Source organism: Paenibacillus sp. FSL A5-0031, assembly GCF_001956295.1.
GTDB lineage: Bacteria > Bacillota > Bacilli > Paenibacillales > Paenibacillaceae > Pristimantibacillus.
In genome coordinates, this window is sequence record NZ_MRTD01000011.1 from 1 (window position 1) to 26,510 (window position 26,510).

Annotated in this window: 30 protein-coding genes; all 30 read left to right on the forward strand. The window is 43.4% G+C overall.

Translation table 11 applies throughout. The features are described 5' to 3' along the window. Positions 1-218: 218 nt before the first annotated feature. The 30 genes from trmFO to BK120_RS19410 all read left to right on the forward strand — a co-directional run bounded on the left by trmFO (position 219) and on the right by BK120_RS19410 (position 26,508). Positions 219-1,538, forward strand: a complete 1,320-nt coding sequence (gene trmFO / locus BK120_RS19265) for an FADH(2)-oxidizing methylenetetrahydrofolate--tRNA-(uracil(54)-C(5))-methyltransferase TrmFO (protein ID WP_076269141.1) — start codon at positions 219-221, stop codon at positions 1,536-1,538. 57 nt (positions 1,539-1,595) lie between these two features. Continuing rightward, on the forward strand, positions 1,596-2,141 hold the full coding sequence (gene hslV / locus BK120_RS19270; RefSeq protein WP_076269142.1) for an ATP-dependent protease subunit HslV: 546 nt from the start codon (positions 1,596-1,598) through the stop codon (positions 2,139-2,141). Positions 2,142-2,219: 78 nt separating this feature from the next. Continuing rightward, entirely contained in the window at positions 2,220-3,620 is a 1,401-nt protein-coding gene (hslU, locus tag BK120_RS19275; protein WP_076269143.1) for an ATP-dependent protease ATPase subunit HslU, read from the forward strand. A 27-nt stretch (positions 3,621-3,647) separates the two neighbouring features. Continuing rightward, complete coding sequence (gene codY / locus BK120_RS19280) at positions 3,648-4,418, forward strand: GTP-sensing pleiotropic transcriptional regulator CodY (protein ID WP_076269144.1); 771 nt, start codon at positions 3,648-3,650, stop codon at positions 4,416-4,418. A 216-nt stretch (positions 4,419-4,634) separates the two neighbouring features. Continuing rightward, positions 4,635-5,048, forward strand: a complete 414-nt coding sequence (gene flgB / locus BK120_RS19285; RefSeq protein WP_076269145.1) for a flagellar basal body rod protein FlgB — start codon at positions 4,635-4,637, stop codon at positions 5,046-5,048. Positions 5,049-5,050: 2 nt separating this feature from the next. Further along, the gene (flgC, locus tag BK120_RS19290) at positions 5,051-5,500 is read left to right on the forward strand and encodes a flagellar basal body rod protein FlgC (RefSeq protein WP_076269146.1); all 450 of its coding nucleotides are present in this window, start codon (positions 5,051-5,053) and stop codon (positions 5,498-5,500) included. A gap of 39 nt (positions 5,501-5,539) precedes the next feature. Beyond that, complete coding sequence (gene fliE / locus BK120_RS19295) at positions 5,540-5,845, forward strand: flagellar hook-basal body complex protein FliE (protein WP_076269147.1); 306 nt, start codon at positions 5,540-5,542, stop codon at positions 5,843-5,845. Between the two features lie 42 nt (positions 5,846-5,887). Further along, positions 5,888-7,459 (forward strand): flagellar basal-body MS-ring/collar protein FliF, encoded by a 1,572-nt coding sequence (fliF, locus tag BK120_RS19300; protein ID WP_076269148.1) that lies wholly within the window; start codon positions 5,888-5,890, stop codon positions 7,457-7,459. A gap of 23 nt (positions 7,460-7,482) precedes the next feature. After that, the gene (gene fliG / locus BK120_RS19305; RefSeq protein WP_179089844.1) at positions 7,483-8,484 is read left to right on the forward strand and encodes a flagellar motor switch protein FliG; all 1,002 of its coding nucleotides are present in this window, start codon (positions 7,483-7,485) and stop codon (positions 8,482-8,484) included. Then, a complete protein-coding gene (locus BK120_RS19310) occupies positions 8,477-9,316 on the forward strand; it encodes a FliH/SctL family protein (protein ID WP_076269149.1) in 840 nt (279 codons plus the stop codon). The genes fliG and BK120_RS19310 overlap by 8 nt, the downstream gene beginning before the upstream one ends. Beyond that, positions 9,303-10,628, forward strand: coding sequence for a flagellar protein export ATPase FliI (fliI, locus tag BK120_RS19315; RefSeq protein WP_076269150.1), 1,326 nt, complete (start codon positions 9,303-9,305; stop codon positions 10,626-10,628). The genes BK120_RS19310 and fliI overlap by 14 nt, the downstream gene beginning before the upstream one ends. A gap of 8 nt (positions 10,629-10,636) precedes the next feature. Continuing rightward, positions 10,637-11,083, forward strand: a complete 447-nt coding sequence (gene fliJ, locus BK120_RS19320; RefSeq protein WP_076269151.1) for a flagellar export protein FliJ — start codon at positions 10,637-10,639, stop codon at positions 11,081-11,083. A gap of 46 nt (positions 11,084-11,129) precedes the next feature. Continuing rightward, positions 11,130-12,026 carry a MotE family protein gene (locus tag BK120_RS19325; RefSeq protein WP_256710965.1) on the forward strand — a complete coding sequence of 299 codons (897 nt, stop codon included), beginning with the start codon at positions 11,130-11,132 and terminating at the stop codon, positions 12,024-12,026. A gap of 45 nt (positions 12,027-12,071) precedes the next feature. Next, a complete protein-coding gene (locus tag BK120_RS19330; protein WP_076269152.1) occupies positions 12,072-13,442 on the forward strand; it encodes a flagellar hook-length control protein FliK in 1,371 nt (456 codons plus the stop codon). A gap of 41 nt (positions 13,443-13,483) precedes the next feature. Next, the gene (locus tag BK120_RS19335; protein ID WP_076269153.1) at positions 13,484-14,017 is read left to right on the forward strand and encodes a flagellar hook capping FlgD N-terminal domain-containing protein; all 534 of its coding nucleotides are present in this window, start codon (positions 13,484-13,486) and stop codon (positions 14,015-14,017) included. Next, positions 14,017-14,394, forward strand: a complete 378-nt coding sequence (locus BK120_RS19340; protein WP_076269154.1) for a TIGR02530 family flagellar biosynthesis protein — start codon at positions 14,017-14,019, stop codon at positions 14,392-14,394. Before BK120_RS19335 ends, BK120_RS19340 begins: the two co-directional genes overlap by 1 nt. A gap of 117 nt (positions 14,395-14,511) precedes the next feature. Continuing rightward, positions 14,512-15,330: a flagellar basal body rod protein FlgG gene (gene flgG / locus BK120_RS19345; RefSeq protein WP_076269155.1), complete on the forward strand. Its 819-nt coding sequence runs from the start codon at positions 14,512-14,514 to the stop codon at positions 15,328-15,330. A 56-nt stretch (positions 15,331-15,386) separates the two neighbouring features. Continuing rightward, positions 15,387-15,614: a flagellar FlbD family protein gene (locus tag BK120_RS19350; protein ID WP_054028981.1), complete on the forward strand. Its 228-nt coding sequence runs from the start codon at positions 15,387-15,389 to the stop codon at positions 15,612-15,614. Beyond that, the gene (locus tag BK120_RS19355) at positions 15,611-16,075 is read left to right on the forward strand and encodes a flagellar basal body-associated FliL family protein (protein ID WP_076269156.1); all 465 of its coding nucleotides are present in this window, start codon (positions 15,611-15,613) and stop codon (positions 16,073-16,075) included. The genes BK120_RS19350 and BK120_RS19355 overlap by 4 nt, the downstream gene beginning before the upstream one ends. A gap of 37 nt (positions 16,076-16,112) precedes the next feature. Then, positions 16,113-17,114 carry a flagellar motor switch protein FliM gene (gene fliM, locus BK120_RS19360; protein ID WP_054028979.1) on the forward strand — a complete coding sequence of 334 codons (1,002 nt, stop codon included), beginning with the start codon at positions 16,113-16,115 and terminating at the stop codon, positions 17,112-17,114. Continuing rightward, positions 17,104-18,369 (forward strand): flagellar motor switch phosphatase FliY, encoded by a 1,266-nt coding sequence (fliY, locus tag BK120_RS19365; RefSeq protein ID WP_076269157.1) that lies wholly within the window; start codon positions 17,104-17,106, stop codon positions 18,367-18,369. Before fliM ends, fliY begins: the two co-directional genes overlap by 11 nt. A gap of 20 nt (positions 18,370-18,389) precedes the next feature. Then, a complete protein-coding gene (locus BK120_RS19370) occupies positions 18,390-18,752 on the forward strand; it encodes a response regulator (RefSeq protein WP_076269158.1) in 363 nt (120 codons plus the stop codon). A 57-nt stretch (positions 18,753-18,809) separates the two neighbouring features. After that, positions 18,810-19,409, forward strand: a complete 600-nt coding sequence (locus BK120_RS19375; RefSeq protein ID WP_179089830.1) for a flagellar biosynthetic protein FliO — start codon at positions 18,810-18,812, stop codon at positions 19,407-19,409. Positions 19,410-19,446: 37 nt separating this feature from the next. Beyond that, a complete protein-coding gene (gene fliP, locus BK120_RS19380; protein ID WP_372239010.1) occupies positions 19,447-20,154 on the forward strand; it encodes a flagellar type III secretion system pore protein FliP in 708 nt (235 codons plus the stop codon). Positions 20,155-20,176: 22 nt separating this feature from the next. Then, on the forward strand, positions 20,177-20,446 hold the full coding sequence (gene fliQ, locus BK120_RS19385) for a flagellar biosynthesis protein FliQ (protein ID WP_054028974.1): 270 nt from the start codon (positions 20,177-20,179) through the stop codon (positions 20,444-20,446). 11 nt (positions 20,447-20,457) lie between these two features. Beyond that, the gene (fliR, locus tag BK120_RS19390) at positions 20,458-21,255 is read left to right on the forward strand and encodes a flagellar biosynthetic protein FliR (RefSeq protein WP_076269160.1); all 798 of its coding nucleotides are present in this window, start codon (positions 20,458-20,460) and stop codon (positions 21,253-21,255) included. A 13-nt stretch (positions 21,256-21,268) separates the two neighbouring features. Then, the gene (gene flhB / locus BK120_RS19395; RefSeq protein ID WP_076269161.1) at positions 21,269-22,363 is read left to right on the forward strand and encodes a flagellar biosynthesis protein FlhB; all 1,095 of its coding nucleotides are present in this window, start codon (positions 21,269-21,271) and stop codon (positions 22,361-22,363) included. 22 nt (positions 22,364-22,385) lie between these two features. After that, the gene (gene flhA, locus BK120_RS19400) at positions 22,386-24,416 is read left to right on the forward strand and encodes a flagellar biosynthesis protein FlhA (protein ID WP_076269162.1); all 2,031 of its coding nucleotides are present in this window, start codon (positions 22,386-22,388) and stop codon (positions 24,414-24,416) included. Next, positions 24,413-25,642 carry a flagellar biosynthesis GTPase FlhF gene (flhF, locus tag BK120_RS19405; RefSeq protein WP_076269163.1) on the forward strand — a complete coding sequence of 410 codons (1,230 nt, stop codon included), beginning with the start codon at positions 24,413-24,415 and terminating at the stop codon, positions 25,640-25,642. The genes flhA and flhF overlap by 4 nt, the downstream gene beginning before the upstream one ends. Then, complete coding sequence (locus BK120_RS19410) at positions 25,639-26,508, forward strand: MinD/ParA family protein (protein WP_076269164.1); 870 nt, start codon at positions 25,639-25,641, stop codon at positions 26,506-26,508. Before flhF ends, BK120_RS19410 begins: the two co-directional genes overlap by 4 nt. Positions 26,509-26,510 lie beyond the last annotated feature (2 nt).

Consider the following 26,510-nt stretch of genomic DNA (forward strand, 5'->3'; position numbering starts at 1 on the left):
GTTTTTAAATTTTTGAGAAATAAGAAGGATTTTAAAAATTCTTTCTACCTCAAAAAAGCTTCTTAAGTTAAACGTTGAAAAGTTTTACAACTTTCAAAATGTTTGAAATTTTTGGAAGGTTTGAAATAATTAATTTACAATAAAAAAACCTTTGAAGGCAAGGTAGTAGCGCCAAAGGTCAACCTACGTGAACTATATCTGAAAGGATTGAATATATTTTGTCACAACCACAAAAAGTAACCGTCATCGGAGCAGGACTAGCAGGCAGCGAGGCAGCATGGCAAATTGCATCACAAGGAGTACCTGTCGTTTTGTATGAAATGCGTCCAGTCACAAAAACACCTGCTCATCATACGAATCAATTTGCAGAGCTTGTATGCAGCAACAGCTTGCGTTCTAATGGTCTTGCAAATGCTGTTGGAGTATTAAAGGAAGAGATGCGCCGACTAGACTCGCTTATTTTAAGCTGTGCTGATCAGCACGCTGTACCTGCGGGAGGAGCGCTGGCGGTTGACCGCGACGGTTTCTCTGGTGAAGTTACTCGCAGACTGCATGAGCATCCACTTGTTGAAGTACGGAATGAAGAGGTAACAGAAATTCCGAAAGACGGGATAGTTGTTATTGCTACAGGCCCACTGACAGCACCGGGCTTGTCTTCACAAATTCAAGAGCTGCTGGGCGAAGAGTATTTTTATTTCTATGATGCTGCAGCGCCAATCGTTGAAAAAGATTCGATTGATATGAGCAAGGTTTATTTAGCTTCCCGTTACGATAAAGGTGAGGCTGCTTATTTGAACTGCCCAATGACAGAAGAAGAATTTGAAATTTTCCACGAAGCGCTGACAACAGCTGAGAAAGCAGAAGTAAAAGATTTTGAGAAGGAAGTCTACTTTGAAGGCTGTATGCCGATCGAAATTATGGCTAGCAGAGGCAAACAAACCGTATTGTTTGGACCTATGAAGCCAGTTGGACTTGTAAATCCGCACACGGGTGAGCTGCCGCATGCTGTAATTCAGCTTCGTCAGGATAACGCTGCAGGAACATTATACAACTTGGTTGGATTCCAGACTCATCTCAAATGGGGAGAGCAAAAACGCGTCTTCTCATTAATACCAGGTCTGGAAAATGCTGAGTTTGTTCGTTTCGGCGTTATGCATCGCAATACGTTTATCAATTCACCTCGTTTGCTTAAGCCTACCTATCAGCTTAACAACCGCGAGACTTTATTTTTTGCAGGCCAGATGACCGGTGTTGAAGGTTATGTGGAATCTGCTGCTTCCGGCTTGATTGCTGGAATCAACGCTGCAAGATTAGCTCGAGATCTTGAACCACTCGTATTGCCGGAGCAAACTACGCTTGGCAGTATGGCTCATTATATTACAACAGCCGATTTCAAGCATTTCCAACCAATGAATGCTAATTTCGGTTTATTTCCACCGCTTGAGAAGAAGATCCGCAGCAAAAAAGAAAAGAACGAAATGATTGCGAATCGCGCTTTGGAAGGTATTGAGCAATTTAAAAAGGAACATTTGCAATAATATTGCGTAATGAAGGCATGGCAATTTAATTATTTGGAACCTTGAGGAGGCAAAGCAATGGAAATGCAATTTCACGCTACAACGATTTGCGCAGTTCGTCATGAGGGAAAAGGTGCAATTGCCGGTGATGGTCAGGTCACTTTTGGGAATAGCATGGTCATGAAAAACTCTGCTAAAAAAGTAAGAAGGCTTTATCGCGGTCAAGTCGTCGCAGGTTTTGCAGGATCAGTTGCAGATGCCATTACTTTGTTCGAGAAGTTTGAGGCAAAGCTGGAGGAGCATCACGGCAACTTGCAGCGTTCAGCTGTTGAGCTTGCCAAGGAATGGCGTTCAGACCGTGTCCTTCGTAGATTGGAAGCGATGATGCTCGTTATGGACAAAACCGGCTTGCTGCTTATTTCAGGCAACGGTGAGATCATTGAGCCAGATGACGGCATTCTAGCAATCGGCTCAGGCGGCAGCTTCGCATTATCAGCAGCAAGGGCGCTTCAGCGTCATGCACCTCAAATGGAAGCAAAGGATATCGCACGTTCATCGCTAGAAATAGCGGCAGAAATTTGTGTATTCACGAATCATAATATTATTGTTGAAGAGATCGTATAAATCGAGTAACAGGATTTTGGATAGAAGGCCAAACTTCGGAAAGTCTTAGCGAAGAATAGAAATCGGAGGGATTTTATAATGGGAAATGATGCACTGACGCCACGTCAGATCGTAGCGGAGCTTGATAAGTATATTGTTGGGCAAAAACCAGCGAAACGTTCTGTAGCCATTGCGCTTCGCAATCGTTACCGGAGAAGTTTGCTCGATGAAACGCTGCGCGATGAAATCGTTCCGAAAAATATTTTGATGATCGGACCTACCGGAGTAGGTAAAACGGAAATCGCACGCCGCTTGGCAAAGCTGGTTAAAGCACCATTTGTGAAACTAGAAGCGACGAAATTTACTGAGGTCGGATATGTAGGCCGTGATGTTGAATCAATGGTCCGCGATCTAGTGGAAACAGCTATACGTATGGTGAAAACAGAAAAAACGGAAAAAGTAAAAGACAGAGCAGAAAAATTAGCTAATGATCGCATCGTTTCTTTGCTTGCACCGTCAACGGCTAAGGCCAAATCGCAAAAAAATCCATTTGAAATGTTGTTTGGCAATCAACAGCAATCAGAAGAGCAAAAGGAAGAGCCGGAAGTGGAAAATGCGCTTTTTCAAAAACGTTCACAAATTAAAGAACAGCTCGCGGCTGGCAAGCTGGAAAACGAAATCATTGAAATTGAGGTAGAGGACTCCTCTCCTAATATGATGGATATGCTTTCAGGCCAGGGTCCAGAGGGCATGGGCATGAATATGCAGGAGCTGTTCGGTCAATTAATGCCGAAGAAGCCGAAGAAGCGCAAGCTGCCTGTAAAGGAAGCACGCAAGGTGTTGACTCAGGAGGAAGCTAACAAAATAATCGATATGGATGATGTCATTACCGAATCGATTACAAGAGCTGAGCAATCCGGCATTATTTTCATAGATGAAATTGACAAAATTGCGAGCCCATCACGTGGATCTGGCCCAGATGTATCTAGGGAAGGTGTTCAACGTGATATTTTGCCTATCGTTGAAGGCTCAACTGTCATGACAAAATATGGTCCAGTTAAAACGGATTATGTGTTGTTTATCGCTGCTGGCGCGTTTCATGTTGCGAAACCTTCGGACTTGATACCAGAGCTTCAAGGTCGTTTCCCGATTCGGGTAGAGCTGACTAGTCTTAGCTTGGACGACTTTGTAAGCATTTTGAAAGAACCAAAAAATGCTTTAACGAAGCAGTATTCAGCTCTACTTGAAACGGAAGGCATTCAGATCGAATTTACGGATGAGGCGATTCGCGAGCTTGCGTCTATTGCCGCAGATGTTAACCGCAATACAGAAAATATTGGCGCACGTCGCTTGCATACGATTTTGGAGAAGCTGCTGGAGGATCTATCTTTTGAAGCGCCTGAGCTGTCGCTCGAAAAAATGACGATTACGCCGGATTACGTTCGAGAAAAACTCGGAAGCATTGCGCAAAATCGTGATTTGAGTCAATATATACTGTAGTTGTTATGAGTTTTGGGAGGCATTAGAATGACTTTACTAACGAAGACTAGAACGCTGAACCGGTTGTTGCAACGCGCAGCTGGCAAAGCGCTGAGTTTCAGGGAAATGGCAGAAGTACTTTGTACAACGATTCAAACCAATGTGTTTGTCGTCAGCCGGAGGGGTAAAATACTTGGATGCTCCGCAGTAGATGCGTTTGATCATGATTTCATGCGAACGTTATCAGCTGATGAGCTTCGTTTTCCGCAAGAGAGCAACGTTCGGTTTCTTGATATGCAGGAATCGATGACGAATGTGAAACCTGATTCGGGAATTTACGAAACTTTTCCGCGGTTAGGTGATCAAGAAATTATGACGGTTGTACCTATTATTGGCGGAGGAGATCGTCTAGGTACGTTGGTCCTGACCCGTTTGTCCGGTACTTTCGATGACGATGACCTTATTTTAGCTGAATATGGTTCAACGATTGTAGGCATGGAGATTTTACGGGAGCGCGCGGATGAGATTGAGCAAGAGGTTCGCAGTCGTGCAGTCGTTGCCGTTGCAGTCGGTTCGTTGTCATTTAGCGAATTAGAAGCAGTCGAGCATATTTTCGAGGAGCTTGATGGCAAGGAAGGTTTGCTTGTCGCATCGAAGATCGCTGATCGAGTAGGCATAACTCGTTCAGTTATTGTAAATGCGCTTAGGAAACTGGAGAGTGCTGGTGTCATAGAAACAAGGTCATTAGGCATGAAAGGCACATACATTAAAATATTAAATCACCAATTATTGCAAGAATTAGATAAGATGAAGCGATAATTATAGGACGTTTAGACCATTTTTGCCCTATCTGATTTTAAAGATAGGGCTTTTTTCTTATTGTAATAATTTAGGAAATTGTTGAATATTATCATGTCGGCAAAAATCGACACATGTATCTCATTTTTTTAATATTTACTGTCGAACAAAGAAGGAATGAGCAGTAATCTGTTGAATACGTTAAGAAGATCCCCTATGTGAAAGTGGTGAAACTACGTGAATTTGTTGAATGGCGCAGCATTTGGAAGAATGGAAGGTGCGCTTCAAGCAGCTGAAATGCGGCAGCGCGTCATTTCTAACAATGTGGCAAACGGTGATACGCCGCATTTCAAACGGTCAGAGGTTTTGTTTGAGGAATTATTAGAGCAATCCATGGGAAATACGCAAGGGCAATTGATCGGCAAACGAACGAATCAAAAGCATATTGCTATTGGAGCAAGTTCTTCTAATGTACCTATACCCAAACTTATTACCGATGAAACAACTTCGATGAACAACAATGAAAATAATGTTGATGTCGATCGTGAGATGTCTTTGCTTGCTAAGAACCAATTAAGCTACAACTTTTATGTCCAACAGATTAATCATGAGGTAAGAATGATGCGCACAGCGATTGAAGGGAGAGCTTAACGATGAAATTGTCCACAGGGTTTGATATCAGCGCTTCGGCTCTATCAGCACAAAGACTGCGGATGGATGTAATTTCTTCTAATATAGCGAATGCTGAAACGACGAGAGGCAGTTTTGTAAATGGACAATTCCAGCCGTATAAGAGAAAGATGGTTGTCATTGAACCTCTGCAGCAGTCCTTCTCAAATGTGCTTTCTCAGCAAATGAATGAAAACTCCGCTGCTCAAGGAGTTAAAGTTACGAGAATTAAAGAGGATCAATCGCCAAACAAGCTCATTTATAATCCAACGCATCCTGATGCTGATGCAAACGGCTATGTTAATATGCCGAATGTGGATGTAACGAAGGAAATGGTAGATATGATTGCAGCTACAAGATCTTACGAAGCAAACGTAACCGCGCTAAACGCTACCAAATCAATGTTTGTTAAGGCACTAGAAATAGGAAAGTAATTGATTAACAATTCCATATGAAGTATTGGGGGAGTAATGATGATACAAGCGATGTCGCTTAGCCCGGTTCAGCCAACCAAACTCATTGAAACTAAATCGGTTCAAGAAGCGACTCCGGCGCAATTGACGCAATCATTTGGTCAATATCTAGAAACGGCAATTAATAATGTAAGTGATCAGGAAAAGAACGTTCATAAGCTTAACGACAAATACTTAATAGGTCAGGTTGACGTTTCAAAGGTTTTAATTGCTTCTGAGCAGGCGCAACTAAGTTTGCAGCTTACCTCACAAGTCCGCAACAAAATGGTCGAGGCATATCAAGAAATGATGCGGATGCAAATTTAACCATCATGAAGACCTAGCATAGTATTTGGGTGAGGTGAAAATGTGAACGAGAGAATCGCCCAGTTTCGAGGTAGGCTTACACAATTATGGAGCCAGACGGGCAGAAAACAAAAAATTTGGTTGGGGGCATCTATTAGTGGACTATTGTTAGCAATTATTTTGTTAACGATTGTATTTACGAGAACGGAATACGAAATTGCTTTTCAAGGTTTGGATACAACAGACGCAGCTGCTATTATGACTTACTTAGACGGAAGCGGAATACCTTACCAGCTCAGCAACAATGGGAAAAGCATTTCAGTACCGAGCACAGATGCAGCACGAATAAAGGTAGATGTAGGTTCTCAAGGTTTAGTTCAAAACGGTTCCATTGGTTTTGAAGCATTTAATGCAAGCTCAAGCCAGTTTGGCACAACCGAAAATGAATTCAATGTAAAATATTTGAATGCTTTGAACGGTGAAGTTCAACAGTTGCTGAATGCGATGCAAGGTGTGGACAGTTCGAAGGTTTTGGTTAACTTGCCAAAAGAAAGTGTATTTCTTTCTGCAGAAGACGCGGAGCAAGCATCAGCATCGATTATGATGAAATTCGTGTCTGGCTATCGTCCAAGCCAGAAGGAAATCGACGGCTATTACAACTTGGTGAAAACAGCAGTTCCGGATTTGGCAATTAAGGATATTACGATCTCAAGTCCTCAAGGCGAATTAATTTACTCTGATGTTGCTGGCGGGATTGCTAATAATTCAGATGCGGTTGAGTCCCAATTCGTCATTCAAAGGAAATACGAGGCTGAGCTCAAGAAAAATATCCAGCAGTTTCTAGGAACGATCGTTGGAGCTGATAATTTAGTCGTTCAAGTTTCTAGCAGCATGAACTTCGATAAGAAGACATCGCAAGAATCTGTTGTGAAGCCGCTAGACAATAACAACAATAACGGCATTATCATTAGTGAACAGCTGAATAACAGTACTTCGACTGGCAATTCCGGAGACGCTGGCGGTGTTGCAGGAACTGGAGAGACTGACGTGCCAGGCTACGAAGCGGCTGCGACGGGCAGCAATTCTTCAGAATCGAACTCGACTATTCGGAATTATGATGTGACACGAATCAACAACAACATCGAATCCGGACCATTTGTTTTAAAAGACCTTTCTATTAGTATCGGCATTGAACAGTCACAAATGAATGATGAAGCAAGCAGAACGGCCATTATGACATATTTGACTGCATTGGTGCGCGCACAACTAGCTGATTCTGGTCAAGATGTAACCAATGACGCATTGATAGAGAAAAAAGTTGCTCTTATTGCAAGAACATTTTCTGGAAGCAGTTCTGCTAAGGAATCGAGCCTCCTATCAACACCTTGGATTATCGGAATTGGTGTTGCTGCTCTTGCTATCATTGGCGGACTTATCTACATGTTAGCACGCAGACGCAAGAAGGTTGCCGAGGAAGAAATTGAATTGGTTGCTCCAGCTAAAGTGGAATATCCAACTCTTGATTTGGAAAGTGTCAACAACGACAGTCAGGCTAGAAAAAATCTTGAAACACTTGCCAAACGAAAACCGGATGAGTTCGTTAACCTTCTTCGCACATGGCTTGTGGATGAATAGAGGTGGTTCATGTGTCAAAATCAATGCAAGGATTATCTGGTCGACAGAAAGCTGCCATTTTACTTATTACGCTTGGACCTGATGTTTCCTCTCAAATATTTAAGCATTTAAGAGATGAAGAAATTGAACAGCTTACACTTGAAATCGCAAATGTCCGTAAAGTGGACAGTAGTGATCGTGAAACGATTTTAAGCGAGTTCCACCAAATCTGTATGGCTCAAGAGTATATCACGCAAGGCGGCATTTCTTATGCCAAAGACATTTTGGAGAAAGCGCTTGGTGAACAAAAAGCTCTTGAAGTTATTAACCGGTTAACGGCAACGCTTCAAGTAAGACCATTTGACTTCGCTAGAAAAGCGGAGCCTACACAAATTTTGAACTTTATTCAAAATGAGAACTCGCAAACGATTGCTTTGGTATTATCGTATTTGCAATCGGAGCAGTCCTCGCACATTCTTTCGTCGCTGCCGCAAGAGAAACAAGCAGAGGTTGCGAGGCGAATTGCTCTGATGGATAGCACATCGCCAGAAGTCATTTCGCAGGTGGAAAGAGTGCTTGAGCAAAAACTGTCCGCAACCGTTACCCAGGATTACACGAATGCTGGCGGTATCGACTCTATCGTTCAAATATTGAATGGTGTCGATCGCGGGACGGAGCGTACGATTCTCGACGCGCTTGAAATTCAAGATCCAGAGCTTGCAGAAGAAATCAAAAAACGGATGTTCGTGTTCGAGGACATTGTCAATATCGACAATCGCTCCATTCAACGAATCATTCGCGATATCGAGAATTCCGATCTTCAGCTTGCGCTTAAAGTGGCAAGTGAAGAAGTTAGAGAAGCGATCTTCCGCAATATGTCGAAGCGTATGGCCGAAACATTCAAAGAAGAAATGGAATTTATGGGACCAGTGCGGCTTCGTGATGTTGAAGAAGCGCAAACACGCATTGTTGCTACGATTCGCAGATTAGAAGAGTCAGGTGAAATCATCATCGCCCGTGGTGGAGGAGACGATATCATTGTCTAATTTGATCAAATCTTCGAGTGTGATTACTCTTGATCAATTGAAGCAGCTCGAATGGCTGCATCAACGGAATCTTGAAATCAATGAATCGCTGGATCAGGAAGAGGATATGGAACCCGTTCCTGATGAAGAAACGATAACTTTGCGAGATCAAATATTAAATGATGCTCAGCTATATGCAGAAGAGAGACTGCGTGATGCAGCAGAAGAAAGCGAAAAGCTTCTTGCTGAAACACAGCAGCAAATCGATGTATGGTGGCTCGAAAAACGTACGGAAGATGAATCAGCATCAGAAGCATCCAGGCAATCAGGCTATGAGCTTGGTTATGCCGAAGGAGCCGCGCAATCCGAAAAGGAAATGCGTGAGATCTGGGAGCAAAAGCTGGCTGAAGCATCGGATGTGCTAAAAACTGCATTTCAAATGAGAGAACAAATCATTCAGGAAGCAGAACCCTTTCTTGTTGAACTAAGCTGTGCGATTGCCGAAAAAATTATTGGGCAGCAGCTATCAACGGCTCCTGAAATGGCAATCGAGCTCATTCGCAAATCATTGTCTAGACGCAGAGAGCAAGGAGTTATTACTCTATGTGTTGCACCTGGACAGCTTGCATTCGTGCAAGCGGCTAGAGAAGAGCTTCATATGGCCATCGATTCTCAAGCGGAATTGCAAATTTTGCCTGACTCGACGGTTAAAGACAATGGTTGTGTCATTCGCTCTTCATTTGGCAGCATAGACGCTCGAATTGACACGCAGCTTGCTGAGATTAAAAAAGAATTAATACATCTTGCTCATCATAGCGGCGAAGAACGAGGTCAAGCCTATGATAGTGAATAATCTAGATGTGCTTAAGTATATTGAGCATTTGCAGCCGCTTGATCCCGTTCGGGTAAATGGCAAAGTCACTCAGGTTATCGGTCTAACCGTGGAGTCAGAAGGACCTGATGCGAGCATTGGCGATGTTTGCTTTATTTATCCTTCCAAAGGCGCAAAACCTATCAAGGCAGAGGTCGTTGGTTTTCGTGATAATAAAGTAATATTAATGCCTCTTGGTGATCTTCAGTCCATTAGCCCGGGCTGTGATGTTGTAGGTACAGGCAAACCTTTGACTGTTCAAGTCGGATCAGAGCTGCTCGGTAAAGTGCTCGATGGGCTTGGAAATCCGCTGGATGGATCATTTTTGCCAAGGCGAATGCCGCATTACTCTACTTATAATGAACCAAGCAATCCGCTTAAACGTCCGCGCGTCGTTGAACCACTCGGTATCGGTGTAAGAGCGATTGATGGGCTTCTTACCGTCGGGCGTGGTCAGCGTGTAGGCATATTCGCTGGATCCGGTGTAGGGAAAAGTACACTGCTTGGCATGATTGCTCGCAATACTTCAGCTGATGTTAACGTAATTGCATTAATCGGCGAGCGTGGTCGTGAAGTGCTCGAATTTATCGAGAAGGATCTTGGCCCAGAAGGCTTGTCTCGTTCGGTTGTTATTGTTGCAACTTCAGATCAACCAGCACTCATTCGCATGAAAGGCGCATTAATTGCGACATCCATTGCTGAATATTTCCGTGATCGCGGTCTGGACGTTATGTTGATGATGGATTCCGTTACAAGGTATGCAATGGCTCTTCGTGAAGTAGGTCTGGCTATTGGTGAACCGCCTGCTACTAGAGGTTATACACCTTCTGTATTCGCTGCACTGCCAAAGCTTCTGGAACGTGCAGGGACAGGGCCCACAGGCTCGATAACCGCCTTCTATACCGTTCTTGTTGATGGTGACGATATGAATGAACCTATCGCGGATGCTGTCCGCGGAATATTGGATGGTCATATCGTTTTAAGTCGTCAGCTAGCGCATAAGGGTCATTTTCCTGCCATCGATGTTTTAGCTTCTGTCAGCCGTGTTATGAAGGAAATTGTCACAGAAGAACAGCAAGATGCGGCGAATGAACTAAAAAAAATGCTAGCTACATATAAAGATTCGGAAGACCTGATCAATATAGGGGCGTACCAACGAGGATCAAATGTAGAAATTGATATGGCGCTAGAATTTATTGAACCGATTCAGAGCTACACAAAGCAAAAGACCAATGAAAAGGTGAGCTTAGAGGAAGCGCAAAGTCGTTTAATTAATGACTTCTACAGGAGTTGAATCACGAGATGGCATCGTTTCGTTATACTTTTCAAAAAGTTGTTGATTTAAAATCTAGTGAAAAAACACAGGCGGAATGGATTCTTTCATCGGCCATTGGTGCTCTAGCGGCTGAAGAATTGTCGTTAGAGCAATTGCGTGCGAAGCAGCAAGAATGGGAAAGCAAGCTGCTTGAATCTTCACAGACTGCTGTTCCTTTATCTGAGCTTCAAGTTATTCAGCAATATTTGGACTATTTGGTCACTTGCATTACAAGCAAATTGAAAGATGTGTTGCATGCACAAAAGGCGGTTGAGCAAAGCCGACTTAAGCTTTCAGACAAGATGAAAGATGAGAAAGTGTGGCTTAAAGCAAAAGATCATGCGCGTGATCGGTTCCAGTATGCGATGCAAATCAAAGAGCAGAACGAACTAGATGAGATGGCAAGCGTCCGTTTCATGATACCAACCCCATAAAGTGATGCGTGACACCGGCTAGAGGGAGTGAGTGGAATTGGCGGGTATGGATAATGAAAAGCAAGGCTATAGCACGCTAGAGAGAATTATGTTTTTGATGACACCAATTTTATTCGCAATTGTATTGCTCGGTGTTTTGTACACCTTGTTCAATATTGATTTCCGCAATAAGATGCTGGAAGCCGGAAACTCAGTTCCCTTTCTAAAAGACGTGCTTCCCGAGCCAAAGGTTGCAGGCGGGCCTGGAAATGATGATGCTTTGAAGACAGCGAATATGTCAGCAAAAATAGCAGATTTGCAAACACAGCTTACTGCAATTGAAAGCGAACTGGCAGCTGCGAATCAAACGAAAGCGACGCTTGAGCAAGAAGTAAAGAATTTGGAAAGTGATAACACCCAGCTTAAAGGTGTAAACGATGATCAATTGCTTGAGGATGAGCAATATCAAGCGAAAATTCAAGAGCTGGCAAGCATGTTTTCCAAAATTACGCCAAGTAAAGCTGCTCCAATCTTGCAAAGCATGACTTTAGATGAAATGGTGCTCGTATTTGCAAATATGCGGCCTGATGATCGAGTGCGCATTATGGAGAAGATGAATCCTCAGACGGCAGCTGATGCAGCGATGAAGCTGAAGGATAACGTGCAGGCAAAGGATTTGCAAATTGCCGCGCTTCAAGCAAGACTTGATTCACAGAAATCGCCAACAACGAAGCCTGCTTCCTCTGTTCTTGATCAAGAGCAATTAAGTGCAACGTTTACAGCTATGAATGCAAAGAGCGCTGCAGAGCTTCTTATCAAAATGATAGATGTGAGTCCAAGCAAAGTGCTTCGGATTTTAAATGCGGTCGATAATCAAACAAGATCATCCATTATTGCAGAAATGTCTGGAATTAATGAAACGACTACAGCCAAAATTGTAGCTAAATTAATGACAGGAAGTTAATGTCAGACCTTATGTTTTCCCTCTATTTGAAAGGAGGTGAGAAAAATGGAAATGAACATTTCACAAGTTGCTGTAGTACAACCGCAAGCACAAGGTACAACAACGGGACAAGCAAGCGGCAATACAAGCGGAGCAGCGTTTCAGAAAACGTTAGTGCAGCAAATTAATAGTGAAACTGCTGGCAGCAGCAGTCAGACGCAAGCTGCACCTTTAGTTGCAAACGTATCTAAGGAAGCTATGGTAGGGGTGGATGGCGCTGCTGCAGCACCAACATTATCTGACCTCATGTCAATCATCGATGGCTTGCTAGAGCAATTGGATGCAACTAATGGTGAAGACGGCAAGGCTCCTCTTGAAGATGATCAGCAGCTCCAACAGTTGGAAGACGTGCTTGATCAAATGAATGCTTTGCTTGCTCTGCTTGGCATTCCAGTGCCTGTCATTCAGCAACCGATTGGTCAACCGACTAACGGTGAGGAAGACTCCTTTATTTCACTAGAGGGGAAAAATGCTGTAAATATCAAATCAAGCCTGCAGGATACGTTGCTGCAAATGCAAGTGATGCTGCAGCAGGGAACAACAAAATTGGTTGGACAGCAAGAGCCAACAGTTTTGGTGGCACAACAGCTTAAGGCGTTAACAGCGATTTTGGAAGGCGAGCCGGTGGATACGACTAAGACTCATACGAAATCGACCGCTTTTACACAACAACTGTTTACGGCTCAACATGTACAGCAAGCTGACGTTAGTACGCTATTGCAACGACTGTCACAGCAAACCGCCCATCCTGCATTATTAACAACTGCAGTACAGGGTATGGAGCAGGCAATCGCATCAGATGTATCTGACTCTTCTATTGAATTGATTCCGCAAATGCAGCTTGGAACAAACAATCCGGATACAATGCGGACGTTTACTTCTCTTGTTGCTAATGCAGCAGCAGCTACTTCATTTGTTGTCGCTGATGAATTTGCCCAATCCATGACAGGTATGATCGTACAGAAATTTGATCTTACTACATTGAATGGCGTTTCAGAAGCGAAACTCATGTTATACCCTGAACATTTAGGGCAAGTAGACGTAAAAATAACGATGCAAAATGGACTTTTAACCGCGATCTTCCAAACGGATACGGCAATGGCCAAGGACATGCTGGATAATCAAATGGCTCAACTGCGGTCAGCGCTTCAAGCACAAGGCCTAATGGTAGATAAGCTTGAGGTTTCGCAAGGACAATCAGCTGCGCAGCTGTTTCAACAGCAGCATGGACAAGGAAGCAATCAGCAGCAGTCATCCAATCGTAATGCTGTGAACACTGACGAAACTGTGAATGAGTCTCAATTTGAAACCGAAATGGTTCAACAAGCGACGATTCAAGGTCTTGGATTTGGCAGAGGCATCAACGTTAAAGCGTAGTGGAGTTAGTAGAGGGTTAGAGAGATCGGAGGTGATCGGAAATGGCAGATAGCGTTTCTACTCGCGTAGTTTGGCCGAATTACAGCAAAGAGAATGTACAAGCTGCAGCAAATAAAAAAAACACGGATACGCTTGGGAAAGATCAATTTCTAAGTATTCTAGTTACGCAGCTTCGCAACCAGGATCCTATGCAGCCGCTTCAGGATAAAGAGTTCATCGCTCAGATGGCGCAATTTACTTCTGTAGAGCAGCTGATGAATATGTCCACCGAGCTATCTTTAATGCGTCAAAACATTGGTTCAGCATCCAGCTTGATCGGTAAAACGATTGAATGGAATGAATATGATGATGCTGGTGCAATCAAGACCGCCAAAGGCGTAGTTGATTCCATTATTTCGAAGGATGGTCTCCTTTATGCAAGGGTAGGCGGAGCTGAAATTGCTCTTGATTATGTCAACTCTATATCGGAAACAACGGGTGAAACACCAACGCCAGAGGATCCTACAGGGGAAGATAACGGCGTAGACAAGAATCCTTCGGATCCAGCTGGTGCTGAGGAAGGGGCTGATAAATAATGAGTGAAGGCATAAAAATCGGTCATATTTTCCCGGTTAAGTCGACACCTCTGCAGCCTAGCAAGACCGTTGCCAACCGTTCAGCTCAGCCATCTGAATTTCAAGAAATACTTAATGGCAAGGTTTTAAAGTTTAGTCATCATGCCGAGGTTAGAATGCAGCAGCGAGGCATTAACTTGCAACCAGAGTCATTAACCAAAATAATGAATGCGGTCGAAGAGGCAGCATCCAAAGGCGCTCAGGATTCATTAATCGTTTTCCGAGACATTGCAATGATTGTGAATGTCCCAAGCCGTACAGTTGTGACTGCAATGGATGGCGCGCAAATGCGAAGCAACGTATTTACGCAAATAGACAGCGCTATTATATTATCGTAAGGCTGGACCTATCAGGGAGCCTCAAGCTGTGGACCGATTGAAGCAGTTTATGATAGTGCTAACATTTTTTTTGAAGCCCATAAGATTTTAATCCATTCCCTAGGAGGAATTACGAAAATGCTAAGATCGATGTATTCGGGCGTGTCCGGTATGCGCGGCTTCCAAACAAAGCTAGACGTTATTGGTAACAATATTGCGAACGTGAACACGGTTGGCTTTAAAGCAGGGCGCGTCATGTTCAAAGATATTTTGAGCCAAACGGTTGCGGGCGTTACCGCACCTGAGGAAGGCGTGCGCGGCGGCGTTAACGCAAAACAAATCGGACTCGGCGTGTCTATCGGCTCTATCGATACCGTACATACCGCAGGAAGCGCAATGACAACGAACCAACCGACAGACCTTCGTATTGACGGAGACGGATTTTTCGTAGTTAGAGCGAGCGAAGATTCTGAAATGCTTTTAACACGTGCGGGCAACTTTACGCTTGATTCGAATAGACAGCTTGTTACAGGTGATGGCTATTTCGTACTAAGCGTTGATCAAGAGCCTATCGTACTTGATGAGGCAATTACGGCGTTTTCCATTGGTCAAGACGGAACGATCATGGGTGTAACAGCGGATGGTACGGAAGCCGTTGCACAGCTTGGCGTAGCCAAAGTTGTAAATCCAAGTGGTCTTGAGAAACTTGGCGGCAATATGTACCGTGTTACAGCGAATGCAAATCCAGATGCTTCTATTGAGGATTTCATGACGTTTGCGACTGATCCTGAATTCGGTACAGGCGCAATCATTGCCGGTCAGCTGGAAATGTCTAACGTTGACTTAACTGCTGAATTTACAGAAATGATTGTTGCACAACGTGGTTTCCAAGCGAATTCACGTATCATTACAACTTCTGATGAAATTTTGCAAGAGGTAGTTAATCTAAAACGATAAGTAAGTCATAACGAGCGGGAGGCTTAACGCCTCCCCTAGGTGTGAGGGGGCAACTGATGATTACCGTAACGCGGTTGAACGGAACAAAGGTCACAATAAATGCTTTATTAATTGAAATGATTGAAGAATCAGCGGATACGGTGATTACACTTACGACGGGCAAGAAGCTGGTTGTAAAAGAAAAAACAACGGAACTGTTGCAGCTTAATGGGCAGTATCTTCGCACAATTGGCCTTATTGCGGCGGCCCAAAAGAGTGAGCAAACGGAGGGTCCATCGTCATGAAGAAAATGCTACCTTGGTTAATTACGATTTTGTTATCCATAACATTAATCGCCATTGTTTCAATCATCTTGTTCAAGTCGTTTTTTACTGACCCTAAGGAGCAGGCGACGGAAACAAAAACGATTGAGGTTAAAGCTTTATCGGCTGATGAGCGTGTGGCCGTAACTTCTGAATTAAAGGAATTCAGAAGAAATCTGAAAGATCGTGAATATGTCGTTATTTTGAGTTTTGCTTTCCAGCTTGACAAGAAGAAAACAAAAGAAGATTTTGATAAACTGCTTGAGATTGAAGTTCGCCCAATTATTAACCGTGTTATTGCTGATATGACAGCAGATGAGCTGCAGGGTTCTCAAGGTGAAGACGCACTTGAGTCGAAGCTTCTCAACTTAATCAATCCTATTATTCCTAAAGGGAAGCTGATTAAGGTAGAAATCACTGACTTTACACTTGCTCCACTTTAACTGACTACGCAGACATTCCTCGAAGGAGGTGAGATATTTGGTTGATGTTTTATCGCAAAATGAAATTGATGCGCTACTAGCTGCCTTGGATTCCGGTGAAATGGATGCAGAGGATTTAAAGAAGGAAGAAACGACGCGAAAAGTCAGTGTGTATAATTTCAAACGCGCCGTACGTTTTTCGAAGGATCATATTAGAAGTTTGACGCGGATTCATGAAAACTTCGCACGGTATTTGACAACCTATTTCTCAGCACAACTTCGCACATTTGTTCAAATTAATGTCGTGCAGGTCGAGCAATTGCCTTACGATGAATTTATTCGTTCGATACCAAAGATGACGATATTGAACATTTTTGAAGCGGAGCCGCTGGAAGGTCGTATGGTGCTTGAAGTTCATCCAAACGTAGCGTACGCAATGCTGGATCGAATGTTAGGCGGACAAGGCATAGCGCCATCCAAAATCAACAACTTAACTGAAATTGAAACCATTATTATGGAGAAAATTTTCAGTCGAACGTTTGAAGGCTTGCAGGAGGCTTGGAAAACAGTAATCGATATTTCTCCTAGGCTGGAAGCATTGGAAACGAACCCGCAGTTCATGCAAATTGTATCGCCTAATGAAACGATCGCACTCATTTCATTCAGTACCAAAATTGGCGATACGACGGGTATGATTAACCTTTGTATTCCGCATGTCGTTATTGAACCGATTATGTCCAGGCTGTCTGTTCATCACTGGTTTGTATCGCAGAAGAAAGCTCGCGCGCCAGAGGAAGTTGAAATATTGGAGCAGCGAGTAAATAAAGCGAAGCTTCCTATCGTAGCCGAGCTTGGCGAATCGTCGCTAACCATTCAAGAGTTTTTAGGACTGAATATTGGTGATGTCATTTCATTGAATAAATCAGTTAATGATGGTCTCAACATTAAAGTTGGAGACAAGCTTAAATTCATTGGCAGTGCAGGCTCTGTTAAGGATCGGCTAGCTGTTCAAGTAGATGAGATTGTCACTGAAGGAGTGGAAGAAGATTATGACGAGTAAGGACTATTTGTCACAAGAGGAAATTGATGCATTGCTACGTCAATCCTCCAGTGAGCCGGAACCGGAGCAGCACACTGAAGTCGGAACACAACTTTCAGACTTTTTATCCGATATGGAACAGTCTGCTCTGGGTGAGATTGGAAACATAACATTTGGCAGCGCGGCAACGGCATTGTCAACGTTGCTTGGCAAGAAAGTAGATATTACTACGCCACAAGTTACTATTGTAAGAAAAGATGAGCTTGCTGACATTTTCCCTAAGCCTCATGTTGCAGTTAGCGTGCAATACGTAGACGGCTTTCAAGGCATTAATTCACTTGTCATAAAAACAAAAGATGCCCAAATCATTGCTGATTTGATGCTTGGCGGGGAAGGCACCAACATCACTGTAGAAGAGCTTAATGAAATTCACATTAGTGCAGTTCAAGAAGCGATGAATCAAATGATGGGGTCATCTGCTACGTCGATGTCAACGATATTTAATCGGTTTGTCAATATTTCGCCGCCGGGCATTGACATTCTAGATGTTAATAACGGTGATGGCATGGAACATTTGCCACCGGTAGATATGTTTATAAAAATATCATTCCGGCTTACGATTGGAGATCTCATAGATTCAACAATCATGCAGCTGCTGCCCATTCCGTTTGCGAAACAAATGGTTGATATATTAATGGGAGTGGTTGATGATCAGCCAGCTCAGCCTGCTGTTCCAGCGCCTCAAACGGCTGCAGCAGCGCCAGCAGCACAACAAGCTATGGCAATGCAAGAAACGGCTGCAGCAGCCCATTTGAACGCTGTGCCGCCGCAAATGAATATGGCTACACAGGCGCCTCAAATGCCTTCTATGCCGTATCAAACACCTGCAGCTGGCTACGACATGTCGATGCAGCCGCCGGGGCCTCATACATATGGTCATGCAGCTAGTCGAAATGTTAATGTACAGCCTGTGCAATTTGCTAATTTTGGCAATGCGCCAATTATTCAGCCAGATGAGACAAACCTCAATTTACTTCTCGACATACCGCTTAAGGTCACGGTAGAATTAGGAAGGACCCAAAAGCAGATAAAAGATATTTTGGAGCTGTCGCAAGGTTCTATTATTGAGCTGGACAAGCTAGCTGGCGAACCAGTCGACATCCTAGTGAATAACAAGCTGATCGCAAAAGGCGAGGTTGTTGTCATAGATGAAAACTTTGGTGTTCGTGTAACGGATATCGTAAGCCAATGGGACCGCATTCAAAAATTACAATAGCATCCTAGGAGGATAAAAAGATGGCAAACCGCATTCTTATCGTAGACGACGCAGCTTTCATGCGCATGATGATTCGTGACATTTTATCAAAGAACGGCTACGAAGTCGTCGGTGAAGCCCAAGACGGCGCACAAGCAGTGGAGAAGTACAAGGAATTGAAACCTGATTTGACTACAATGGATATTACGATGCCTGAGATGGACGGAATCTCCGCTCTGAAAGAAATTAAAAAAATTGATAGCAATGCTAAAGTAATTATGTGTTCAGCAATGGGTCAGCAAGCGATGGTAATTGATGCGATTCAAGCAGGCGCAAAGGACTTCATCGTCAAACCGTTCCAAGCTGATCGTGTAATTGAAGCGATCAAGAAAACACTCGGATAACGGTTAGACATTATGTTTAACATAGCTTCGCGCATTTCAATGGTGTCTGCTCTTGGGATGGCGATTTGGCCACAATTTGCGGCTGCTGCGGCACAAGGCGGCAGCAGCGCAAACGATGAAGGACAAATGATGTTTACCGGAACAAATGATCTAGCGGGCAACATGATTTGGGTTATCGTATCGCTTGCCATCGTTATCGTATTAATTATTTTAGTCATTAAATGGTTGTCGCAGCGCAATCGCATGTGGGGAACGAATCGATCGCTTCGTTCACTTGGCGGTATTGCGCTAGGACAGAATAACTCGTTACAAGTCGTCGAGATTGCTGGTCGGATTTATATCGTTGGCGTCGGCGAGAACATAACTCTAATTGACAAGCTAGATGATCCTGAGCAAGCAAGTGCTGTTATTTCAGCGCTGGAGCGTCAACAGGAATCGGCTTGGTCAAAGGATCTAGTTTCACAAATACTTAAGAAGTTCAAAGATCGCAACAATCCGAATGGGTCTGATCCTACGAACGAGCAGTGGAACAAGACGTCTTCCTTTCAGGATTTGTTGCAAAATAAGCTTAGTCAGCAAGCTGACCGCAAGCAGCAATTGGAATCGTTATTGCATGAATCTAAATCAAATGAACGGTTGATGGATGATGAAAAATAAGTGGTGGATATCAATCGTTGTTGTTCAATTGCTTGCGATGTTATTACATAATCAAGCATTTGCCGAGCCGTTACCCGACGTATCCATCAATATTGGCAACGGAAGCGGTGACACGCCCGATACTAGCGCATTATCCATTCTTCTATTAATTACAGTACTAAGTATCGCACCAGCGATTATGGTGCTAATGACAAGCTTTACTCGAATCGTTATCGTTCTGGGCTTTGTAAGAACATCGCTTGGAACACAGCAAATGCCACCCAATCAAGTGTTGATTGGACTGGCAATGTTCCTAACCTTCTTTATCATGGCTCCAACGTTCTCTCAAGTAAATGATGTTGCATTGCAGCCCTATTTAAAAGGTCAAATCTCTCAAACAGAAGCTTTTAAGGAAGCCTCCGTTCCGATGAAGAAGTTTATGTTCTCTCATACGAGGGAAAAGGACTTAATGCTTTTTATGAATTATACGAAAACAGAGAAGCCGGCTTCATTTGAAGAGATTCCGATCACAGTACTAATACCTGCATATGCCATAAGCGAGCTGAAAACAGCTTTTATAATGGGATTTATGATATTCATTCCGTTTCTAGTCATCGATATGATTGTCGCAAGCACATTGATGGCAATGGGGATGATGATGCTGCCTCCTGTTATGATTTCCTTGCCGTTTAAGATATTGCTATTTGTATTGGTAGATGGATGGTATTTGATCGTAAAATCTTTGTTATTAAGTTTCAACACGTGATACTAGCAGGGAGGGACGTTTGATGAGTACTGATTTCATAATCGGGTTGGCCAGCCAGGCCGTATTCGTTGTTTTGAAAGCCAGTGCACCAATGCTCGTTCTTGCTTTGGTCGTAGGGTTACTAGTCAGCATATTTCAAGCAACAACACAGATTCAGGAGCAGACGCTGGCATTTGTTCCGAAAATTGTAGCGGTTTTCGTGTCCATCATCATTTTTGGCCCATGGATTCTAAATACGGTTATCGACTTCACTTACAATCTGCTGAACAATCTTCATAATTACATCGGTTAGGTTGTGAGTGTATGAACGCGATCGTACAGGGTTTCCCTATTTTTTTGTTAATCTTTTGTCGAATAACTGCGTTTTTCGTCGTAGCGCCTGTTTTTTCATCGCGAGGCGTGCCGAATGTTTTCAAAATTGGGCTCGGATTTTTTATCTCGTTTATCGTTTTCTTAACGTACGGTGTGAAGCAGACGATGGTTCCGGACGCTGAATATATTTTGGTTCTGGTTCGAGAAATATTGGTCGGCGTACTGCTTGGGTATGTAGTCTACTTGTTCTTCACGGTCGTTCAGACCGCGGGAGCCTTAATGGATTTGCAGGTTGGTTTTGCAATGGCAAATATCGTAGATCCCCATACAGGTACGTCAGCCCCATTGCTCGGCAATTTTAAATACATGATGATCTTAGTTGTTTTCTTAATGATGAACGGTCATCATTTTTTATTAACAGGCCTTATGGACAGTTACGAATGGATGCCTTTGTCCAATGATTTATTTAGCCGAATAATGAGCGGCAGCATTACTGATTTTTTAACAAGAACATTCGCAAACACGTTTTTGCTGGCCATTCAAGTGTCAGCGCCTTTGGTAGTAGCGATGTTTCTGACGGATGTTGGATTAGGCTTCTTAACCAAAACCGCTCCTCAGTTCAATGTTTTTGTAATCGGGATACCTCTAAAGCTAATTATAGGCATGATTTTGCTAGTGTTGTTAATGCCAAGTCTTGCTGGCATATTCGAAAGATTGTTTTCCATCATGTTTGATGCTTTGGAGCAGTTATTCGGTATCGTGCAAGGACCGCCGCCTGACGTGAAATAGGAGGAAGCTTCCCATGCGAAATTACCGTCTAGAGCTTGATTTGCAGCTTTTCAGTCAAGAGAAGACTGAGGAAGCAACTCCGAAGAAAAAGGATGAAGCAAGAAAAAAGGGTCAAATTGCAAGATCGGCTGATTTGCCGGGTTCATTAATATTAATTTTTGTTTTTATGAGCTTCATTATGATGGGCAATTATTTCAAGACACATATCATGATGCTCTTCGGCAATCTGTTTGAAGACTGGCTGTTGATGGATGTTACGACAGGCAACATTATGTCGCTCTTCAATGATGTAGCAATTGAAATGCTGCTAATCTTACTGCCAATCTTTGCGGTAACCGTTCTTGTCGGTGTCCTCGGCAACGTTGTACAGTACGGTTTTTTGCTAACCGGTGATCCTCTAAAAATGAAATTAAGCAAATTGAACCCGATCAACGGCTTTAAGCAAATTTTTTCAGCTAAAACAGTAGTCGAATTTTTGAAAAGTGTTTTAAAACTGCTTATTGTAGCGGTGCTCGTATATATGACCATATCGAAAGAATGGAACCGTATATTAGTGCTTGCTAGCTTGCCAATCCAACAAATATTTAGTTTTACCGCTGGTTTAACGATAAAACTAGGAATAGAAATTGGTGTGGTGCTCGCCGTTCTCGCATTAGCAGATTTTTTCTATCAGCGTTATGAGCATAACAAAAGTTTGAGAATGTCTAAGCAGGATATTAAGGATGAATACAAAAAATCTGAAGGTGACCCGATCATTAAGAGCCGCATTCGTGAGCGTCAACGCAAAATGGCCATGCAGCGTATGATGCAAGAGGTTCCTAAAGCGGATGTCATCATTACCAACCCTACACACTTCGCTATTGCATTGAAATATGATGCAACCAAAATGGAAGCGCCAAGAATCATCGCCAAAGGCATGGATCATGTAGCGCTTCGCATTAGAGAAATAGCGAAAGAAAACGGTGTTGTGACAATGGAAAATAAACCGCTTGCCAGAGCGCTTTATGAACGAGCGGAGATTGGGGATGTTATACCTCCAGATCTGTTCCAAGCTGTGGCTGAGGTGCTCGCATATGTATATAAGATGAAAGGCCGATTGAAATCATAACACTACGGGAGGTGGAGGCGTCATGAAAGCAAAGGACTTTGTAATACTATTTGGCGTAATTGGAATTGTACTCATGATGATAATCCCGATCCCAGTCCTACTACTCGACATACTCATCATTTTAAACATTTCGATAGCATTGATGATATTACTTATTGCAATGAATACAAAGGAAGCTCTTGATTTCTCTATATTTCCGGCAATTCTACTAATCACTACCTTATTCCGACTTGCGCTGAACGTTTCTACCACTAGAAATATTTTGTCACATGCGGAAGCAGGGGAAGTCGTTGCAACGTTTGGCAGCTGGGTTGGCGGTGGAGAAATTGCCATTGGATTTATCGTCTTCCTCATTCTCGTAGTCGTGCAGTTCATCGTTATTACGAAAGGTTCTGAACGGGTAGCGGAAGTTGCAGCACGATTCACGCTCGACGCGATGCCGGGTAAACAAATGAGTATTGATGCAGATTTGAACGCTGGTTTGATTAATGAACATCAAGCGAAAGCACGTCGTTCCAAAATCGAACGTGAAGCAGACTTTTACGGGGCAATGGATGGTGCCAGCAAGTTTGTAAAGGGTGATGCGATTGCTTCCATTATCATTCTAGTCATCAACTTAGTTGGCGGATTTATCATTGGTATGGCGATTCATGGCTTGAGCTTTGGCGAGTCGCTTTCGACGTTCTCGATCCTGACAATTGGTGACGGTCTCGTCAGCCAAATACCTGCATTGCTTATTTCCACAGCTGCTGGCCTTATCGTAACTAGAGCAGCATCAGAGGGGAATTTGGCAGAGGATGTAACCGCTCAGCTATTCAAATACCCGAAGCTGCTATTTATTGCAGCTGGAACAATCGCTTTGCTAGGCCTTACACCAATCGGACCATTAAGAACTTGGCCATTCGCTATTATGCTGGCCTTTGGCGGCTGGTATATGCAGAAAGCTATACATAAGCAACAAGAGCAAGAAGAAATGCTTGTCGAAGAACAGCAAATTGAGGAAGTTCGCAGTCCAGAGAGTGTAATTAGCCTCTTGCAGGTCGATCCGATTGAATTTGAGTTTGGTTATGGTCTTATTCCGCTTGCGGATACGCAGCAGGGAGGAGATTTGCTTGATCGAATCATCATGATACGCAGGCAATGTGCGCTGGAGCTTGGGCTTGTCGTACCAGTCATCCGGATAAGGGATAACATTCAACTGAAGCCAAATGAGTATGTCATCAAAATTAAAGGCAACACCGTCGCTCGGGGCGATTTGCTGCTTAATCATTATTTGGCCATGAGCCCGGGATTTGAGGATGATTCGGTCGTTGGTATTGAAACAACTGAACCAGCCTTCGGATTGCCTGCGATTTGGATTGATGAGCAAATGAAGGAACGTGCCGAACTTTCCGGCTATACAGTCGTTGACCCGCCTTCAGTCGTAGCTACACATTTAACTGAGATTATTAAACGACATGCACATGAGCTGATTGGACGTCAAGAAACGAAGCAGCTCGTAGAAAATGTAAAAGAGTCTTATCCTGCGCTTATTGATGAACTTATACCGTCTATTCTTACTATTGGCGACGTACAAAAAGTGTTGTCGAAGCTTTTAAGAGAAAAGGTGTCTATACGAGATCTAGTTACTATCTTTGAAGCATTAGCGGATCATGGAAACTATACGAAAGACCCTGATATATTGACAGAGTATGTACGTCAGTCGCTATCAAGACAAATTACACAGCAGTTTTCATCTGGTAGCGATACGTTACGAGTGATAACAGTAGGACCGCAGCTTGAGAAAAAAATTGCTGAATCTGTGCAGCAATCGGATCAAGGCAGCTATATTGCATTAGATCCCGTTTCCACTCAACAGATTTACCAGAAGCTCAATGAGCATGTAAATCGTCAGATCCAAGCTGGCCAACAGCCTGTTGTACTCGCATCACCTACCATTCGGATGTATTTGAGACAAATTGTAGAGAGAACGATGCAGGATGTACCCGTTCTTTCTTACAGTGAGCTTGAGCCAAACATTGAAGTTCAGAGTGTCGGGGTGGTGAATCTATGAGAGTAAAACGATATGTCGTCAGTGCATTGCCAGAAGCGGTCTCTCTGATTCGAAGCGAGCTTGGGAAAGATGCAGTTATATTGAATACGAAGGAAATTAAAGTAGGCGGCTTTATGGGGATGTTTCGTAAGAAAAAGATGGAGGTTATCGCCGCTATCGAATCGAATCAAGCGAATCAATCGAGTCCCCAAGCAAAACCTCAGCGAAACCCGGATCCTCAAGTGGATGCGGTCGTTGAGCAAATTTTGCAAACGGCGCAGCGAACAGCAACGGCTGTAATGGAGCCGCCAAGCGTTCAAGCAGTTTCTTCAGTACCGATTGCAGAGCTTCAGAAGGACAAAATAGAACGAGAGCAATTCATCATCGATGAGATTCGAGATTTAAGAGAATACATGTTAAAACTCTCGAAACAGCAAAACAATCTAATTTCAATGTCAGAGCACTTGATTGCACTGAGAGAACACTTGATAGAACAAGAAATGGAATTGCAGTGGATCGAGCGTTTGATACAAGCTATTTCTGACAAAGAATCCGAAGAAAAAATCGTTTTTTCAAAGGAACAAATATGGGAGCATGCGGCAGAGCTGCTGCAAGAGTGGCTGCAACCCTATAGTGGCAGCAGTATTAGCAGTCATGTAAGAGTGGTTCATTTTGTTGGTCCAACCGGAGTTGGCAAGACGACGACTATTGCGAAGCTTGCAGCTGAACAAACAATCAAGCAGGGCAGGAAAGTGGGATTCATTACTTCAGACACCTACCGAATTGCAGCCGTGGATCAACTCAGAACTTATGCCAACATCTTGAACGTGCCGCTAGAGGTCGTTTTCTCGCAGATGGATTTGCCCCGTGCTTTCAAGCAGCTTGAAGAACGAGAACTCATTTATATGGATACAGCTGGGAGAAACTTCCGCAGCGAGCTTCATGTATCAGAGGTCAACAGCTTGCTTCAAACGACCGAGGCTAACGAAACGGTGCTTGTGCTTAGCATGACTGGCAAGACGAAGGATATGTCAGCAGTAGCCAATCATTTTTGCAAATACGGCGTTCGAAAAGTGTTGTTTACAAAGCTTGATGAAACATCGGTTTACGGAGCAATTTTTAATCTAATTATGAATTTTGAATTGCTTCCTACCTATATGGCGAGTGGGCAGACCGTTCCGGACGATATCGAGAAGTTTCAAGTGGATTCATACGTTAAGCAGCTGCTCGGGAGCAACAGTTTATGATGGATCAAGCTGAAGCATTACGTAATTTAGTCAAGCAGCAGGAGCTTCAAGATGAAGGCCGCACGACTCGTGTAGTGACGGTAACAAGCGGTAAGGGCGGGGTTGGAAAGTCGAATTTCAGCTTGAATTTTGCATTAGCGCTCCAACGATTGGGTAAAAAAGTGCTCGTTTTTGATGCAGATATCGGAATGGCCAACATTGATGTGCTTATGGGCGTTTCGTCCACGTACAATTTGTATCATCTGCTCAAGCAGGAGAAAACAATTTGGGAAATCGTGCAGGAAGGTCCGGAAGGGCTGAGCTTTATTGCAGGTGGATCTGGTTTTAGAGATTTGATGGATTTGTCTACAGAGCAGCTTGACCGTTTCGCTGATGAGATTAGCAAGCTGCATGGCAGGTATGATGTGATCTTGTTTGATACTGGCGCAGGCCTATCGAAGGAAACGGTTAAATTTATAACTGCAGCGCAAGAAACAATCGTTGTGACAACGCCCGAACCTACTTCAATTACAGATGCTTACGCCTTAATAAAGATGGTTAAAGCGATGGAGGTGGATGTTCACTTCAAATTAATTGTCAATCGAGCCGCTGATTTCCGTGAAGGAAAACAAACCGCTGATAAAATTAGCATGGTTGCACACAGGTTTCTTCAATCCGATTTGCCGCATCTTGGTATTTTGCCGGATGACCCAAATGTGTCAAAAGCTGTGAAGCGTCAAGTGCCCTTTACTGTAGCCTATCCTGGAAGCGAAGCATCCGTTGCTATTGACCGGATCGCTAAGCAATTTCTTGAAATACCACAAAATACTGCAATTAACGGCGGTGTCAAAGGATTTCTGCATAAAATGTTCAGACTCTCAAGATAATC

Bases quoted from the DNA above. Each gene is read 5' to 3' on its own strand.
- hslV (WP_076269142.1), top strand. From the start codon at position 1,596: ATGGAAATGCAATTTCACGCTACAACGATTTGCGCAGTTCGTCATGAG.
- hslU (WP_076269143.1), top strand. From the start codon at position 2,220: ATGGGAAATGATGCACTGACGCCACGTCAGATCGTAGCGGAGCTTGAT.
- codY (WP_076269144.1), top strand. From the start codon at position 3,648: ATGACTTTACTAACGAAGACTAGAACGCTGAACCGGTTGTTGCAACGC.
- flgC (WP_076269146.1), top strand. From the start codon at position 5,051: ATGAAATTGTCCACAGGGTTTGATATCAGCGCTTCGGCTCTATCAGCA.
- fliE (WP_076269147.1), top strand. From the start codon at position 5,540: ATGATACAAGCGATGTCGCTTAGCCCGGTTCAGCCAACCAAACTCATT.
- fliG (WP_179089844.1), top strand. From the start codon at position 7,483: ATGCAAGGATTATCTGGTCGACAGAAAGCTGCCATTTTACTTATTACG.
- fliI (WP_076269150.1), top strand. From the start codon at position 9,303: ATGATAGTGAATAATCTAGATGTGCTTAAGTATATTGAGCATTTGCAG.
- fliJ (WP_076269151.1), top strand. From the start codon at position 10,637: ATGGCATCGTTTCGTTATACTTTTCAAAAAGTTGTTGATTTAAAATCT.
- BK120_RS19325 (WP_256710965.1), top strand. From the start codon at position 11,130: ATGGATAATGAAAAGCAAGGCTATAGCACGCTAGAGAGAATTATGTTT.
- BK120_RS19330 (WP_076269152.1), top strand. From the start codon at position 12,072: ATGGAAATGAACATTTCACAAGTTGCTGTAGTACAACCGCAAGCACAA.
- BK120_RS19335 (WP_076269153.1), top strand. From the start codon at position 13,484: ATGGCAGATAGCGTTTCTACTCGCGTAGTTTGGCCGAATTACAGCAAA.
- BK120_RS19340 (WP_076269154.1), top strand. From the start codon at position 14,017: ATGAGTGAAGGCATAAAAATCGGTCATATTTTCCCGGTTAAGTCGACA.
- flgG (WP_076269155.1), top strand. From the start codon at position 14,512: ATGCTAAGATCGATGTATTCGGGCGTGTCCGGTATGCGCGGCTTCCAA.
- BK120_RS19350 (WP_054028981.1), top strand. From the start codon at position 15,387: ATGATTACCGTAACGCGGTTGAACGGAACAAAGGTCACAATAAATGCT.
- BK120_RS19355 (WP_076269156.1), top strand. From the start codon at position 15,611: ATGAAGAAAATGCTACCTTGGTTAATTACGATTTTGTTATCCATAACA.
- fliY (WP_076269157.1), top strand. From the start codon at position 17,104: ATGACGAGTAAGGACTATTTGTCACAAGAGGAAATTGATGCATTGCTA.
- BK120_RS19370 (WP_076269158.1), top strand. From the start codon at position 18,390: ATGGCAAACCGCATTCTTATCGTAGACGACGCAGCTTTCATGCGCATG.
- BK120_RS19375 (WP_179089830.1), top strand. From the start codon at position 18,810: ATGGCGATTTGGCCACAATTTGCGGCTGCTGCGGCACAAGGCGGCAGC.
- fliP (WP_372239010.1), top strand. From the start codon at position 19,447: ATGTTATTACATAATCAAGCATTTGCCGAGCCGTTACCCGACGTATCC.
- fliQ (WP_054028974.1), top strand. From the start codon at position 20,177: ATGAGTACTGATTTCATAATCGGGTTGGCCAGCCAGGCCGTATTCGTT.
- fliR (WP_076269160.1), top strand. From the start codon at position 20,458: ATGAACGCGATCGTACAGGGTTTCCCTATTTTTTTGTTAATCTTTTGT.
- flhB (WP_076269161.1), top strand. From the start codon at position 21,269: ATGCGAAATTACCGTCTAGAGCTTGATTTGCAGCTTTTCAGTCAAGAG.
- flhA (WP_076269162.1), top strand. From the start codon at position 22,386: ATGAAAGCAAAGGACTTTGTAATACTATTTGGCGTAATTGGAATTGTA.
- flhF (WP_076269163.1), top strand. From the start codon at position 24,413: ATGAGAGTAAAACGATATGTCGTCAGTGCATTGCCAGAAGCGGTCTCT.
- BK120_RS19410 (WP_076269164.1), top strand. From the start codon at position 25,639: ATGATGGATCAAGCTGAAGCATTACGTAATTTAGTCAAGCAGCAGGAG.